This is a genomic window from Pacificibacter marinus, assembly GCF_018860505.1.
Taxonomy (GTDB): Bacteria; Pseudomonadota; Alphaproteobacteria; order Rhodobacterales; family Rhodobacteraceae; genus Celeribacter; species Celeribacter marinus_B.
In genome coordinates this window covers 43383-58126 of the sequence record NZ_JAHKPU010000010.1, presented here as the reverse complement: position 1 = coordinate 58126, position 14744 = coordinate 43383, and the positions used below count along the sequence as shown (strand labels likewise).

Annotated in this window: 19 protein-coding genes; 10 read left to right on the top strand and 9 right to left on the bottom strand. The window is 53.7% G+C overall.

Going from position 1 to position 14744, the window contains the following annotated elements; genetic code table 11:
• Positions 1-163 precede the first annotated feature (163 nt).
• Positions 164-1486: a DEAD/DEAH box helicase gene (locus tag KO503_RS01745; protein WP_215989872.1), complete on the top strand. Its 1323-nt coding sequence runs from the start codon at positions 164-166 to the stop codon at positions 1484-1486.
• A 109-nt stretch (positions 1487-1595) separates the two neighbouring features.
• On the opposite strand, the gene KO503_RS01740 is transcribed toward KO503_RS01745, so the two are convergent.
• A complete protein-coding gene (locus tag KO503_RS01740) occupies positions 1596-2057 on the bottom strand; it encodes a hypothetical protein (protein ID WP_215989961.1) in 462 nt (153 codons plus the stop codon).
• 364 nt (positions 2058-2421) lie between these two features.
• Here KO503_RS01740 and KO503_RS01735 point away from each other — a divergent pair, with 364 nt between their 5' ends.
• Positions 2422-3012, top strand: a complete 591-nt coding sequence (locus tag KO503_RS01735) for a thymidine kinase (protein ID WP_215989871.1) — start codon at positions 2422-2424, stop codon at positions 3010-3012.
• Positions 3013-3097: 85 nt separating this feature from the next.
• On the opposite strand, the gene KO503_RS01730 is transcribed toward KO503_RS01735, so the two are convergent.
• The 5 genes from KO503_RS01730 to KO503_RS01710 form a co-directional block, all read right to left on the bottom strand.
• Entirely contained in the window at positions 3098-4042 is a 945-nt protein-coding gene (locus KO503_RS01730; protein ID WP_215989870.1) for a 2-hydroxyacid dehydrogenase, read from the bottom strand.
• Entirely contained in the window at positions 4039-4380 is a 342-nt protein-coding gene (locus tag KO503_RS01725; protein ID WP_215989869.1) for a tRNA-binding protein, read from the bottom strand. Before KO503_RS01725 ends, KO503_RS01730 begins: the two co-directional genes overlap by 4 nt.
• Positions 4377-5183 carry a pyrroline-5-carboxylate reductase gene (gene proC, locus KO503_RS01720; RefSeq protein ID WP_215989868.1) on the bottom strand — a complete coding sequence of 269 codons (807 nt, stop codon included), beginning with the start codon at positions 5181-5183 and terminating at the stop codon, positions 4377-4379. Before proC ends, KO503_RS01725 begins: the two co-directional genes overlap by 4 nt.
• Positions 5184-5292: 109 nt before the next feature.
• Complete coding sequence (locus KO503_RS01715) at positions 5293-5793, bottom strand: YbjN domain-containing protein (protein WP_215989867.1); 501 nt, start codon at positions 5791-5793, stop codon at positions 5293-5295.
• A gap of 427 nt (positions 5794-6220) precedes the next feature.
• On the bottom strand, positions 6221-6478 hold the full coding sequence (locus tag KO503_RS01710) for an accessory factor UbiK family protein (RefSeq protein ID WP_215989866.1): 258 nt from the start codon (positions 6476-6478) through the stop codon (positions 6221-6223).
• Positions 6479-6631: 153 nt separating this feature from the next.
• On the opposite strand from KO503_RS01710, the gene lgt reads away from it, so the two are divergent.
• The 5 genes from lgt to KO503_RS01685 all read left to right on the top strand — a co-directional run bounded on the left by lgt (position 6632) and on the right by KO503_RS01685 (position 10991).
• Entirely contained in the window at positions 6632-7510 is an 879-nt protein-coding gene (gene lgt, locus KO503_RS01705; protein WP_215989865.1) for a prolipoprotein diacylglyceryl transferase, read from the top strand.
• Positions 7507-8604, top strand: a complete 1098-nt coding sequence (locus tag KO503_RS01700) for a class I SAM-dependent methyltransferase (protein ID WP_215989864.1) — start codon at positions 7507-7509, stop codon at positions 8602-8604. Before lgt ends, KO503_RS01700 begins: the two co-directional genes overlap by 4 nt.
• Positions 8605-8643: 39 nt before the next feature.
• Positions 8644-9402 carry a peptidoglycan editing factor PgeF gene (gene pgeF, locus KO503_RS01695; RefSeq protein ID WP_215989863.1) on the top strand — a complete coding sequence of 253 codons (759 nt, stop codon included), beginning with the start codon at positions 8644-8646 and terminating at the stop codon, positions 9400-9402.
• 286 nt (positions 9403-9688) lie between these two features.
• Positions 9689-9856, top strand: a complete 168-nt coding sequence (locus tag KO503_RS01690; protein WP_215989862.1) for a hypothetical protein — start codon at positions 9689-9691, stop codon at positions 9854-9856.
• Positions 9857-10163: 307 nt separating this feature from the next.
• Positions 10164-10991, top strand: a complete 828-nt coding sequence (locus KO503_RS01685) for a Hint domain-containing protein (protein WP_215989861.1) — start codon at positions 10164-10166, stop codon at positions 10989-10991.
• An 83-nt stretch (positions 10992-11074) separates the two neighbouring features.
• Here the strand turns inward: KO503_RS01685 and KO503_RS01680 are convergent, their stop codons facing one another.
• Complete coding sequence (locus KO503_RS01680) at positions 11075-11575, bottom strand: Lrp/AsnC family transcriptional regulator (RefSeq protein ID WP_215989860.1); 501 nt, start codon at positions 11573-11575, stop codon at positions 11075-11077.
• A gap of 259 nt (positions 11576-11834) precedes the next feature.
• On the opposite strand from KO503_RS01680, the gene trxB reads away from it, so the two are divergent.
• Together trxB and KO503_RS01670 are read left to right on the top strand one after the other, a co-directional pair.
• On the top strand, positions 11835-12782 hold the full coding sequence (trxB, locus tag KO503_RS01675; protein ID WP_215989859.1) for a thioredoxin-disulfide reductase: 948 nt from the start codon (positions 11835-11837) through the stop codon (positions 12780-12782).
• A 184-nt stretch (positions 12783-12966) separates the two neighbouring features.
• Positions 12967-13599: a hypothetical protein gene (locus tag KO503_RS01670; RefSeq protein ID WP_215989858.1), complete on the top strand. Its 633-nt coding sequence runs from the start codon at positions 12967-12969 to the stop codon at positions 13597-13599.
• A gap of 22 nt (positions 13600-13621) precedes the next feature.
• Here the strand turns inward: KO503_RS01670 and KO503_RS01665 are convergent, their stop codons facing one another.
• Both KO503_RS01665 and KO503_RS01660 read right to left on the bottom strand, forming a co-directional pair.
• On the bottom strand, positions 13622-13849 hold the full coding sequence (locus KO503_RS01665) for a DUF1150 family protein (RefSeq protein ID WP_215989857.1): 228 nt from the start codon (positions 13847-13849) through the stop codon (positions 13622-13624).
• 4 nt (positions 13850-13853) lie between these two features.
• The gene (locus KO503_RS01660) at positions 13854-14267 is read right to left on the bottom strand and encodes an Hsp20 family protein (RefSeq protein WP_215989856.1); all 414 of its coding nucleotides are present in this window, start codon (positions 14265-14267) and stop codon (positions 13854-13856) included.
• Positions 14268-14444: 177 nt separating this feature from the next.
• Here KO503_RS01660 and KO503_RS01655 point away from each other — a divergent pair, with 177 nt between their 5' ends.
• Positions 14445-14663: a YdcH family protein gene (locus KO503_RS01655; RefSeq protein ID WP_215944719.1), complete on the top strand. Its 219-nt coding sequence runs from the start codon at positions 14445-14447 to the stop codon at positions 14661-14663.
• Positions 14664-14744 lie beyond the last annotated feature (81 nt).

The window sequence follows — 14744 nt, the reverse complement described above, 5'->3', positions numbered from 1 at the left end:
TCGGGCAGTACGCTGCCCATGGTTCCCACAGTCACGCAAGGGGTCCGGCAGGATAACGCGGTGCGCGCGATGCGCATTGACGGAGACCTTTCCTGCGACCTGATAAAACGCTCCATTTGGGGCGTTCTTTTTGCGTGTGGGTTCTTCTCACAGAAAGAGATACATGACTGATTTTACAATGCTCGGCCTTAAGCCGCGCCTTTTGACTATTCTCAACGACATGGGCCTTAAAGAGCCTACTCCAATCCAAGCGCGTGCCATCCCAGAAGTGATGAACGGCCGCGACGTGATGGGTCTGGCCCAAACGGGTACAGGCAAAACGCTGGCTTTTGGTTTGCCCTTGATGGATCAGTTGCTCGGCGCTGGCACAAAGCCGAACGCGAAAACAACGCGCGCTTTGATCTTGGCCCCGACCCGCGAGTTGGTGAACCAGATCGCAGACAGCCTGTTCCCGTTCATGAAAGACACCCATCTGAAAATCAACCGCGTTGTTGGTGGTGTATCGATCAATGCACAAGTGAAACGCCTTGAGCGCGGCACAGACGTACTGGTCGCCACACCGGGTCGTTTGATGGATCTGATCGATCGCCGCGCTATTCGTTTGGACGAAACATCGTTCTTGGTTTTGGACGAAGCCGATCAGATGCTCGACATGGGCTTTATCCATGCGCTGCGCAAATTGGTGCCGATGTTGGCGAAAGAGCGTCAAACGATGCTGTTTTCGGCCACGATGAACAAGCACATGAACGAAATGGCGCAAAGCTATTTGACCTCACCTGTGCGCATCGAAGTGTCCCCTGCCGGTCGTGCGGCTGACAAGATCGAACAAGAGGTGCACTATGTTGGCCAGTCCGACAAACCTGACCTGTTGAAAAAGCACTTGTCACAACACAAGGGCGAATTGGCGCTTGTCTTTGCACGCACCAAACATGGCGCGGAACGGATGTCGAAACAGTTGGAAGCCGCAGGGTTTAAATCTGGCTCCATCCACGGCAACAAATCCCAAGGTCAACGCGAACGCACCCTCAAGATGGCCCGTGACGGCAAATTGGATGTGTTGGTGGCGACAGATGTTGCAGCCCGCGGGATCGATATTCCATTGGTGCGCTACGTCTATAACTACGAGCTGCCAAACGTCCCTGAAAACTATGTGCACCGCATCGGTCGTACAGCGCGTGCGGGTCGTGATGGCAAAGCGGTGGCGTTTTGTTCACCAGCCGAGCTTGGCGAATTCCGCGCCATCGAGAAGGTGATGAAAATCTCCATTCCTGTTGCGACACCGGCCTCTTGGTCTGACGACAAAGCAATGCCTGGCCCGAAACGTGGCGGCGGTGGCGGCAATCGTCGCGGTGGCTCTGGCGGCGGCGGTCAACGCCGTGGCGGCTCAAACGGCGGTGGGTTCAAATCCGGCGGCGGACGTTCCGGTGGGGCTTCTGCAGGCAAACCATCTGGCGGTGGCAATCGTCGTCGCAAGACAACAGCATAAAGTACGACGCCCCGCCCTGTCTCAGGGTTGGGGCGTTTTTCTTTCAGACAAAAAAACGGCGCCTCACACGAGACGCCGTTTTTGAATCAAAAGCTGAAGAGAGGCGCGATCAGCTCGCTTCGTCTTCCAAATGCATTTTCATCGACATCAAAACCTGTTGCAGTTCCAACGTTTCACGCAACAAGCGTTTGGCCTCGTTGATCGTGATGACACCGTCTTCCATAGAAATCGTGTACTCGCCCATCAACATCGCAAAGCGTTGCGACAAGGCAATCACATCGTTGTTCACGCCGCCCTCTTTTTCAGGCGTGTTCTTTTTGGACTTGTCATATGAAATCGTAATGCCGCGCAATTCGGCCAAAGCAGATGTCACATGCGGATAGCTTGACGCGGCCTCCAACTGGGCCACAGCGTCCACGGGCATAAACCGATCTGCGTGTTCTTCAGACGTTGAATAATATCGTCCAAGTGTTGCCTTCGATTTTCCAGTCAAGGCACAAGCGGCTTCAAGACCCACGTCTTTAACCAACGCTTCTGCGTGCTTCTTTAGATAATTGCCAGCAGCGTTCATCATCAAACCCCAATTCAAACCATCGATCATCCCCGACTTAGGGGGAATTCTCATCGTCGTTTCCCATTATTAAATTAACTAGCACATGGCAAAATATAGTCTACCTGCTGTTGCAAGTGTTGATGAGTTTTGGCCGTTGTTTGGCCAAGCAGATACGTTCGGGTGGAAATTTTGTGTGGTTCCCGCCACAGGTGTTTAACAAGTGCGTCGATTTTGCGTCCCTCATCCCAATTGTCCGCAAGGACGACGCGAGATCTTGTTCGTAGTACCAGTTGCAGAGTTTCCACCCATCGTGTCGCCTTTTTTTAACGAAAACAGCCCCTAACCCTTGATCAAGTCACGACCATTCGGCAAAGGGTGACCTATGGCAAAACTCTATTTTCAATACTCGACGATGAATGCAGGCAAATCCACATTGCTGTTGCAGGCCTCGCACAATTACCGCGAACACGGTATGGACACCTACTTGATCACCGCGCAATTCGACAACCGCGCGGGCGAAGGGCGTATCGCCTCAAGGATCGGCATCGGGGAAGACGCGGACACCTTCGGGGCAGGCGAAGACCTTTACGCTAAAGTCCAAGCCCGCTTGGAAAAATCAGCCGTCTCATGCATTTTCATCGACGAGGCGCAGTTCTTAACCAAAGACCAAGTTTGGCAACTGGCTCGCGCCGTTGATGATCTTGGCGTGCCTGTGATGGCTTACGGGTTGCGGGTTGATTTTCAGGGCAACTTATTTCCTGGATCTGCGGCACTGTTGGCGCTGGCGGACGAGATGCGCGAAGTGCGTACGATTTGCCATTGCGGCAAAAAAGCCACCATGGTTATCCGCACCACCGACGATGGCACAGTGCTGACCTCTGGTGCGCAGGTCGAGATTGGGGGCAATGAGCGTTACGTGTCTTTGTGTCGACGTCATTGGCGCGAAAAGACGGGCGACCAGACGCCCGATTAACGCGCCTGACCGCCATAATTATGCGATGACAAAAGAAATGCTTATAATTTGAACGTCATAGCCGATAATCGATTATATCGCTCGATTAAATCGCATTTGGCAGCGGTTTGCCTTGCGCAAATGCGGATAGATTCTCAAACGCCATAAACCCCATCGAGGCGCGCACTTCCAATGCCGCAGTCCCCAAATGCGGCAACAGGCTGCAATTGGGCAGATCCATCAAAGCCTGCGGCACCTGTGGTTCGCGCTCGTAAACATCAAGACCCGCACCGGCAATTTGCCCCCTTTGCAAGACCGCGATCAAAGCCGCCTCATCCACGATATCACCGCGCGCAATGTTGACGAGAATGGCATGGGATTGCATCCCCGCCAGTTGTTTTGCTCCGATGATATGTCGCGTTTGCGGCGTGGCTGGCAGCGCCAAAATCACCACATCAGCAGTTTCCATCACCTCCTCGATGCTATCAAGCTGATGACAGGGCACTTCGAACTTTTGCACTTCTGAACGGTTAAAACAGACCACATTCATGTCAAAACCAAAGTGACAACGTTTGGCGATGGCCTTGCCGATACGCCCCATGCCGATCACGCCCAAGGTCTTGCCGGTGATATGCATGCCCAACAATTGCGTCGGCGCCCATCCGGTCCATTTGCCCGCGCGCAGCATGGCTTCGCCCTCGCTTGCCCGCCGCGCTGTCATCAACATCAACGTCATGGCGATATCGGCGGTGGCATCTGTCACGGCACCGGGAGTATTACTGACCGCCACGCCAGCGGCCTTTGCGGCCTCCACATCTATATGATTGTAGCCTACGCCAAAATTGGCCAGCATCTTACAGCGCAGATCGCCTTTGAACGCCTCTGCCGTGAACTGATCGCCCAAGGCGGGCAGGATCGCGTCATAGCTTTGCAAAGCCTTAGCCGCCTCAACAGATGTCATCGGCAGACCCGCGCGAAAGGTTGTGTCAAAGGCATCCTTAAGCGCAGTTTCTACAGCTTCGGGCAGAGTTTGTGTGACAAGCAGTTTCAATGCAGTCGCCCCCCGATTGGCACATCAAACTCGGGACGCGCCAACACGATCTCGCCGTCGGCATCGGGCAAGCCCAAAACCAACACCTCGGACATGAATTTACCGATTTGGCGGGGCGGAAAATTGACCACGGCCATGACTTGCGTGCCGATCAGCGCCTCAGGCGTATAATGCGCTGTGATTTGCGCTGAAGTTTTCTTTTCACCAATGTCACCGCCGAAATCGATCCACAGCTTGATCGCCGGTTTGCGCGCCTCAGGATAGGGTTCCGCAAGGATGACCACGCCCACACGCACATCGACTTTCATAAAATCATCAAAGGTGATTTCATCGCTCATTCCGCCAACTCCGCGTCGCGTTTGACGGCTGCTTTGATCGCGCGATCCAATAGCGGCGGGAAACCGTCGTCTTCGTTCATCAACACGCGCAGAGCTTCTGCTGTGACGCCATTGGGCGAGGTCACGTTGATGCGCAATTGTGTGGGACTCTCGTCTGCGTCTTCAGCCAAGACGCCGGCACCGCCCACGGTGGCTTTCGCCAATTGCAACGCCATTTCAGCCGGCAAACCTGCCGCCTCGCCCGCAGCGGCCATGGCCTCGATCAAGTGGAAAACATAAGCAGGACCGCAACCGGACACAGCTGTCAAAGCGCGGATTTGCGTCTCGTCGTCCAAACGCACCACTTGGCCCACTGCTTGAAGTAATTGATCGGCCAAATCGATTTGCGCAGGCGTCGTCACAGCATTGCCAACGATCCCCGTAATCCCGCGACCAACGGCGGCAGGCGTGTTGGGCATGGCGCGAATAACAGGCGTTTTCGCCCCCAGCATGTCTTCGTATGTTTTGATGGTAATACCTGCGGCGACAGACAAAAATACTGTATCGCTATTGCCCAGCGCTTGCAGGCTTGGCAAGGCGTCCCCCATCATTTGCGGTTTGACAGCCACCAAAACGATAGCGGGGTTTGCAGGAAGATCGACATTCAAGTGCACGCCTGTTTCTTTCAGCCAATCGGATGGATACGGGTCTAATACGGTCACAGATGTGGCAGGCAAACCGCCTTTGAGCCAACCCTTGAGCATCGCAGACCCCATCTTGCCGCATCCCAAAAGAACCAAGCCGCGTGTTTTCAGATCGTCCATGAAGCACTCCAATTCAAGTCAATAAAAAGCCCCCTGAAGGGGATCAGGGGGCAGTCTATCTTGTCTACGCGGCTGTGCAAGCGAAGCCGCCAGCATCCGTCAAATTGTTTTAAGCGCGCCCGTAGGCCTCGCGAATGGCCACATCCATCGCACTTTTAGGTGTGCGCTCAGCCCATGCAACAAGCTGAAAGGCGGGATAGAACCGCTCGGCGGCGGCAACGGCGGCGTTGATCATACGGTCAACCTGTTTTGGCCCCGCGACCTGACCACCATCCAGCAGCAATCCATAGCGGTAGGCCATCAAATTTTGATCCTGCCAGAATGTAAAGTTGCCCGCCCAGCATTCGTCATTGGCATGGTTCAAAAGCTCATAAATTTGCGGCAGGCGCGCTTCGGGGGGCTCCATCTCAAACGTACAGATCAAACGCAGGGTCTCGTCGTAATCGGACCACGCCAAAGTGATGGAATACGTCCGCCATTGGCCAACGACGGCCATAGCGATCTGGTCGTCAGTCACGCGGTCAAATTCCCAATCGCGGGTGACCGCAAGAGTTTCGACAAGATCGATGGGATGAAGATCGTCGGTAAAGGACTGTTCGTTCAGCGACATGTGCAGCCTCGCTTTTGTTATCGTCTTTGGCTTTGCGATGTTCCCCAACACCGCCACCAAGACTTGGTGCCCGCTCTAGGGGCGGCGGGAAACCTCGCACCCCATACCAGATATGGTGTGACGAAAGGATGCGACTGTAAAGAGAAACTTTACCCTTATCCCCAGCAATCGTGCTTACCCACAGGGCAAAACAGCCCCAAAGCGCATACCGCGTGACTTATCCACAAGACATTGAGAGAATTGAAAAAACATGACAGTGCGTCAGGCCGGTCTTGCCGTTCAAATCACCTTTTCTCATCTGCACAAACGCGCCCAAAAGCAACCGAAACGCAAGCGCAGTTTAAACAATCGCGATCACAGAACGCAAAAAGGGGCGCATTGCGCCCCCTCGATACCGATAATTGCATACCCTCCCCGTAGGGTTAGCTTATGTTTTGGCAGGTTTCGCAGCCGCTTCTAGAGCCTCCAAACGGGCACTCAAAGCGATGTTTTCTTCGCGCGCTTTTTGCGCCATCAAACGCACCGCTTCAAATTCGTCACGGGTAACGAAATCACGATCCGCAAGCCAGCGATCCATAAGGCCTTTAAGCGCGGTATCCGCTTCGCCTTTTGCGCCTTGGGCCACGCCCATCGCATTGGTCATCAACTGGGAAAAGTCATCAAGAATTTTATTGCGCGTTTGCATGGGGCTCTCCGTTGCGTGCTTGCGTTCTGGGCCTGCGCGCCGTGCCACCCAAGGCCTAAGTCACGCGAAAGTGTCATCTTTGAACGATATATGGGGGGAAGTGGCGCAAATCGCAAGGTTGACTCTTGCCCTTTCCCCAAGACAGATGCGCGCATGTTTAATTTACCTGCCGTGATCCAATTCCCCGACATCTCGCCTGTGCTCTTCTCGATCGAGCTTGGGCCCATCAACTTTGCTCTGCATTGGTATGCCTTGGCCTATATATTTGGGGTGCTGATCGCATGGGGACTGGCGGTAACGGCGTTGAAATCCGCGCGACTTTGGCCTGATGACACCACACTTATGACCCGCGACCAATTGGACGACATGCTATCGTGGCTGGTTCTGGGCGTGATCGCAGGCGGGCGCTTGGGCTATGTATTGTTTTACAAACCCAGCTATTTTCTGGCCCACCCAGTTGAGATTCCAATGATATGGCAAGGCGGCATGGCCTTTCATGGTGGGTTCTTGGGCGTTGTGGTTGCAGCCTATCTATACGGACGCATCCATAAACTGCGCTTGTTGTCACTGGCGGACCTGTTGGCAATGGCAGTGCCCGCAGGCCTGCTGCTGGGACGGATGGCGAATTTCGTCAACGCAGAGCTTTGGGGGCGCCCCTCTGATGCGCCTTGGGCTGTGGTTTTTCCGGGCGATGCGGCGCAAGCCTGCGCCACGGCAACCTCCTTATGTGCCCGCCACCCGTCGCAATTGTACGAAGGCCTGCTGGAAGGGCTGCTATTAGGTACAGTGTTGTTGGTCTTGGTTTGGCGCTTTAACGCGTTGAAAAAACCAGGTCTGATCGCGGGGCTTTTCTTTGCAGGCTACGGCATCTCGCGCTTTATCGTCGAGTTTTTCCGCCAAGCCGACGCGCAATTCATCACCCCTGACAATCCTATGGGGCATGTCTTTATCGGCCTTTCAATGGGGCAACTTCTGTCTGTGCCGATGATCTTGATCGGATTAGCGTTGGCCATGCGGGCAGCGCGCTCATGAGTGCGCCTCATCCCACACTCACCCCTATGGCAGAACTGTTGATGCGGCGCATTGCCAACACTGGCCCGATATCGCTGGCCGAATACATGGCCGAATGCTTGCTGCACCCGACCCATGGCTATTACACCACCCGCGATCCTTTGGGGGCCGCAGGCGATTTCACCACAGCGCCAGAGATCAGCCAAATGTTTGGCGAATTGTTAGGCCTGTGTCTGGCGCAAGCATGGATAGATCAAGGCCGCCCTGCCCCGTTTACACTGGCTGAGCTTGGCCCCGGACGTGGCACATTGATGGCGGATATTTTGCGCGCGACCAAATCTGTACCACAGTTTCACGCCTCAATGCAGCTGACACTGGTTGAGGCCTCGCCCGCATTACGCGCCAAACAACAAGAGCTGCTCAGTGGGTTTGACATCACTTACGCAGACACCACCGCCAACCTGCCTGATCAGGCGTTATTCTTGATCGCCAATGAGTTTTTCGACGCTCTGCCGATCCGCCAATTTGTGCGTGATCCAAAGGGATGGCGCGAGACGCAAGTGGGATTGATCGACGGCTCACTTACGCTTGGCCTGTCACAGCCGGCGCCGATTGCGCTGCTAGATCATCGATTGGATGATACGCAAGACGGCGATGTGGTTGAGATCTGCCCCTCATCTGCCCCGATCATCGATGAAATTGCGCGGCGCATCAAAAGCCATGGAGGGGCTGCGATCATCATCGACTACGGTGATTGGCACGCGCGGGGCGATACGTTCCAAGCGCTGGAAAACCACAAGATGGTCGATCCTCTGGCCCGCCCCGGATGTGCAGACCTGACGGCCCATGTGGATTTCGAAGCGCTCAGCCTTGAGGCGCAAACCACAGGGGCTTATGTGTCGGCGATGATACCGCAAGGGCATCTTTTGGCACAGCTTGGCATACGTGAACGTGCTGAAAAACTAAGCACTCATATGCATGGTGAGGCGCTGGAAAACCATATTGCCGCATTTGACAGGTTGACCAACGCCGATAAAATGGGCTTGCTTTTCAAAGCAATTGCCATAGTGCCCAAGGCAGATATGTTGCCGGCTGGATTTACCAAGTCCGCTTAAAGCCTCAGGTCGCCCAATTTGTTTGAAAGAGTCGCTGATATGAACCTTGAAGTCATCACCGCTGAGGCCTTGGACGGAATAGATCACGGTTTTTTCACCCGCAAAGGCGGCGCCTCTTCTGGGGTCTACGCGGGCCTCAACTGTGGTTTGGGATCGACCGATCAATCAGACATCGTCGCAATCAATCGCCGTCGCGTCGCGCAGGCCATGAACGTCGAAGAAACCCAGCTTTGCGGAGTGCATCAGGTGCATTCCAACGCGGTCGTGCGCGTGACGGAAAGACCCTCAGGTGATATGCCACGCGCTGATGCTTTGGTCACGGATCAACCGGATTTGGCTTTGGTTATTCTCACCGCCGACTGTCAGCCCGTGTTGTTTGCCGACAAAGACGCGGGCATCATAGGCGCGGCTCATGCTGGTTGGCGCGGCGCCATGGACGGTATTTTGGAACGCACGGTTGAAGAAATGGTCGCCTTGGGGGCGACACGCGACAACATCACTGCCGTCATTGGCCCAAGCATTTCGCAAGCGGCTTACGAGGTGGGGCCAGAGTTCCTAGACGACTTCATTGCCCATGATCCCGATAACGTGCAGTTTTTTGCCAGCGGTCAGGGCGACCGCTATATGTTCAACCTGCCTGCCTTTGGACTGAATTGTTTGCGCAAGGCTGGTGTTGGCCACGCAGAATGGACGCGCCATTGCACCTATGCAGATCCAGCGCGGTTCTATTCCTATCGCCGGTCCGTGCATAAAAAAGAAGCCGACTACGGTAGGTTGCTGTCCACCATTCGCCTGTAGCCATTCGCCCACAAATGGCACAATGGGGCGGAAAAGCGACCAAAGCCTGCCCTATTTTGGCCAGAAACAATCACATAGCTTTAAATAAGACTGTTTCCGCATTTGTTAAAATTGTTTACTTTCAATTGGATAATATCTGAGGCGTAACAATGCCGATTGAACATGATATTCTTTCTACATTTTTCTGAAAACCTGCGTCAGCGCCCAAAATTCGCCGCAGCCCATCGTCATATTAGCTCTAACAAACACACACCCGCACCAGACGGGGCATTTGAGAGAACAGAGCATGACACAGCAAATCAAAGTCAAAAACCGCCGCTGGCTAACATCTGCAATCGAGCAGGCAAAGACGTCTGACGTACACCTGCCTTGGGCTCGCGGCAATCGCCGGTCCGAGTGGAAAGCCAAGGTTGCTGCACGCGTTTCAGAGACCAAATTGGCCGCCTCAGCGTAAGGCCGCCCTGCCGCGAACCAAAGTACCCTCCCGACTTTGGTTCGTGGCCCACCCCCCCCCCAAACAAACACAGAATCACTTGGGTGCTTCGCAACAATCGTGGTGAACACAACGACGGCTTCCACCGCGAATTTTGGCAAAGCAGTGTCACATTCCCTACAGTTTTGGAAACAAAGAAGCGGCATGACCTGTCACTGGTGACACGCGCGAGACTAATTCGATTAAGCTTTTGACAATGAGCCTAAATACCTGTGAATGTTGATCCACTGGATCGGTGGGGGCCGAACAGTGACCACAGGAGTGTTCAATGTCGCACCCTCATTTCGACGCAAATTCTGCGTCGAGCGCCCAGCGCGCTGCCACGCCGCTTGGCACCTCTCACACGCCCAAAGCGCAAGCTGCTTGGACTGTACGCCGTGCACGGCCAGCGCCGCGCACTGAAATTGCCACCCGCAACTTTGAGATGATGTGGTTGGCCCCCAATGGCGACATCATGGATCGTCGCGTGTCAGCCCCCGCTTTGCCTGTGTTTGAACACGCCTTTAGCGCCTTCGCCCGTGGCGCTTTGATCCCGACAAACCACGGACCCGTAGCCATAGAAGACCTGTTGCCCGGTGACCTTGTGGAAACCGTCAGGGGAGATTTCCTGCCAATCCAATGGATCGGCTCGATGCAATTGGATACCCAAGCCACGCGCAAGCAAGGGGCTGCTCCTGAATGCCTGTATCGCTTGATGGCCGATAGCTTTGGCTATGGTCGCCCCGCCCCAGATTTAGTTCTGGGCAGTGGAGCACGTTACTTGCACCGTTCCGATGCGCTGAAATCCTATTTAGGCACATCCGCGGCCTTGGCCCCAGTGTCAAGCTTGGTCGATGGCCAATCCGTGATTGAAGTGACGCCGATGTCGTCGGTGAAGACTTATCATATCTGTCTGCCGCAACACCGTTTGATCCGCGTCAACGGTGTCGATTTAGAGACCTATCACCCCGGCACAGCCGCCTCTGGACAATTAATTGGGTCAATGCGCGCACGGTTTATGGACTTGTTTCCACATTTGACCGAGCTGGGTGACTTTGGTGCCATGGTGCATCCACGATTGTCTGCAGGCGATTTACTGTCTTTGGATGCAGCTTAAGCTGTTAAGGTAAGGTTCATAGCGGCCGCCAATAATTGGGGCCGCTTGAAATCTTCCGAAGGAACATAAAACCGTCGGGTGGTTTAGGCGTCTTGAGCCAAGCGCGCCTCTAGCACGTCGAATGGCACACCCGGTTCATCTTTGGCACCGCGGATCACCAAAGAGGTTTTCACGCTGGCCACATTGGGCGTCGACAGCAGTTGAGATGTTAAAAACGTCTGAAAAGTCGACAGGTCAGGAGCGACGCATTTCAAAATAAAGTCCACCTCGCCATTGAGCATATGACATTCACGCACCAACGGCCATTCACAGCATTTTGCCTCAAACGCTGACAGGTCCACTTCGGCTTGGCTTTGCAAACCGACCATCGCAAAAACCTGCACTTCAAACTGCAAAGCGCGCGCATCGACAACCGCGTGATAGCCGGTGATATAGCCAGCGTCTTCCAGAGTGCGCACACGGCGCAGGCACGGCGGCGCAGAAATGCCGACCCGTTTGGCCAATTCAACATTGGTCATACGCCCATCAGCCTGCAATTCCGCGAGAATTTTGCGGTCGATTTCATCAAGTTTATGGACGGGCATTCGGGTCTCCGACGGTTGGGCAGAAAGGGGAACAATTTTCAAAACAACTGCAAACACCCTATCGGGCGCAATGATGTGTCTCATTTAGGGCATATAAATTCAAGAAGATTCCATTCTCTGCACAAAAGGATTCCGCTCTTGCTCAATAAAAACATCCCGAATACGCAACTGTGACGTATTGATATGCGACTTAGGTTTGCGTCCTCGGGATGGCGTGTCTATATCGGGTGCAACCCAAAGACAATGACAAGAGGCCGATATGTCTGAGACAAAACACACCAAAGTTCTGATCATTGGATCTGGCCCAGCGGGATACACTGCTGGCGTCTATGCCTCACGCGCCATGCTGGCCCCTTTGCTGGTGCAAGGCATCGAACCCGGCGGTCAATTGACCACCACCACAGAAGTTGAAAACTGGCCTGGTCACACAGAAATCCAAGGCCCTGAGCTGATGGTCAATATGCAAGCTCATGCCGAAGCCATGGGTTGTGAGATCAAGCAAGACATCATCACCAGCCTAGACACCAGCCAGCGGCCTTTTGTGGCCATGGGCGACAGTGGCACGACTTATACGGCTGATGCGGTGATTTTGGCGACGGGCGCGCGGGCGAAATGGCTCGGCCTGCCCTCGGAAGAAGCTTTTAAAGGCTTCGGTGTTTCGGCCTGTGCAACCTGTGACGGATTCTTTTACCGCGGCATGGAAATCGTTGTCATCGGTGGCGGCAATACGGCCGTCGAAGAAGCGCTGTTTTTGACCAATTTTGCCTCCAAAGTGACATTGATCCACCGCCGCGATAGCCTGCGGTGTGAGAAAATCCTTGAGCACCGCTTGTTCAAAAATGAAAAAATCGAAGTTCTTTGGGATCACCAACTCGAAGAAGTCTTCGGCGATGAGGCCCCGATGAAGGGCGTCAACGGCGTGCGGGCGAAACATGTAAAAACCGGTGAGATCACCGAAATCCCCGCCAAAGGTGTTTTCGTTGCCATCGGTCATGCGCCAGCCAGCGAATTGGTGGCTGATGTATTGGAAACGCACAACGGCGGCTACGTCAAAGTCACGCCCGGCTCAACAGAGACCTCAATTCCCGGCATTTTTGCAGCAGGCGATCTGACTGATCATAAATACCGCCAAGCTGTCACCTCTGCGGGCATGGGATGTATGGCAGCCTTGGATGCGGAACGGTTTTTGGCTGAACAAGACGATTAATCTCGTAGCGCCCTCGCCTGAGTGAGAAGCATCTATCACAGGCAACTCACTCAAACGGCGCCACCAGTTATCATCAACAGGCGCGGGATTTATGTCTCGCGCCATTTATTTCGATTGTGATATTCATCGATCAAAAGCGATTCCATTGACCTCTGGGCAACAGCACTTTAACGACGCTTAAATTTTGCAACCATTTGCTCTGTTAAGGGACGATCCGATTCAACTCACAGATTTCCATACCGCAGCCATCAACGATCTTATTCGCTATATTCACCTTTTGGCTGTCGTGATCGGCTTTGGCACTGCTTTCGCGGTCGACGCTACGTTTTTGCGCCGCTTAAAGGCCCCGATCACAAGACCTTTCATCGCAGCGCTTCATTGGCATCATCAATTGGTGAGTTACGCTCTTTTGGTGATGTGGATGTCCGGTCTTGCGCTTGTTTATTTGCGTACGGGCTTTGATTTGGAAAACTTCAGCCCCAAATTAATAGCGAAAATCATCGTCGTATCCATTCTCACTGCAAACGCTTGGATGATCAACATTCACGCTATGCCCTTGCTCGCCCAAAGTGTTGGCAACAGCCCGCTCTCGCTGCCCTCTTACAGCTTGATACACCTCAGCCTTGTCGCAGGCGTATCAACAGCCAGCTGGCTTTTGGGCCTCGCATTAGGATCAAGCGTCATCCTGAAAACCGCCGATGCCACTGTTTTCATGTGTCTTTTACCGATTGGCTATTTGTGTAGTGGATTGATGGCCATCGTCACACTTTTGTTGGTCCAGTCAGTTCGAAACCGTCACGAGGCACGTGCGCAGTAGGTACTCTGCACGGAGCATGCTTTCAATGCACACTTACTGGCGAAAAATCATGCTCGCGCGCTAAATCAAAGGCCAGCTTCAAATCGGCGACAAGCGCCATCCGATCGCCGTCCGAGTTATGCACTGAATAAATCCGCTCCATGTCGCCAGCTTTTTCACGTACCTCATCTGGCAGGTCCGCCACCAGAACAGAACGCACGTAAACAATTTTTTCATCTACATTTGGAAGACTATCAAAATTCGCGTTCATGATCTTATCCTTTTTTAATTTCAATCACTTCGACAACAGAGTCAGGTGTCGAGCGTGACAAATCTATGTGCAGCAATCCATTTTCCATCGTAGCCCCCGCCACATCAACACCATCTGCCAAAACAAACGAACGTTGGAATTGGCGCGCTGCGATCCCGCGGTGCAAGAACATCCGGCCTTCTGAGTCGTCTTCTTGTCTGCCACGGATAACCAATTGCCGATGTTCCAAGGTGATCGACAAATCCTCTTCGGAAAATCCCGCCGTGGCCAGAGTGATCCTATACGCATTTTCGGAAATTTGTTCGATGTTATATGGGGGATATCCACCAGAATCCGCCTTAGCGGTGCGTTCCACCAATCGTTCCAATTGATCGAACCCCAATAAAAACGGATGAGACCCAAACGTCATTTTCGTCATCAACATGCCCTTCCAAGTCAAGCGACAGTGTAAATTGCGGCCCCGTATCTGGCGACCCTTGTTAACAATATGGGGAAGGCCCGCGCCCGCTTCAAGGTTTAGACGACTACGCTTTGAGATTTGCTTGTTTGCGCGTAGAGTAACCTCAACACCTAAAATGAGTCGAATGAACCCAAAATGAACACCACATCCCGTATGGACTATAAAGAAGTACTGCGCATAAAGCTGTCAGTGCTCAAACGCGAACACGGCGATTTGGATGAGGCGATTGATGCGATTCAGGCCAAGCCGATGCCCGATGCATTGCGGCTGCAACGAATGAAACGGCAAAAACTGTCGCTCAAAGACCGTATCGCCCAGATCGAAGACCTAATAACCCCTGACATCATCGCTTAGGCAGCGAAATAGCGCGCATTTTATTGCACCCCGTCCGATCCCCGCTATAGTGCGCCCTTCTCTCAAGGCACCAATGAGGAC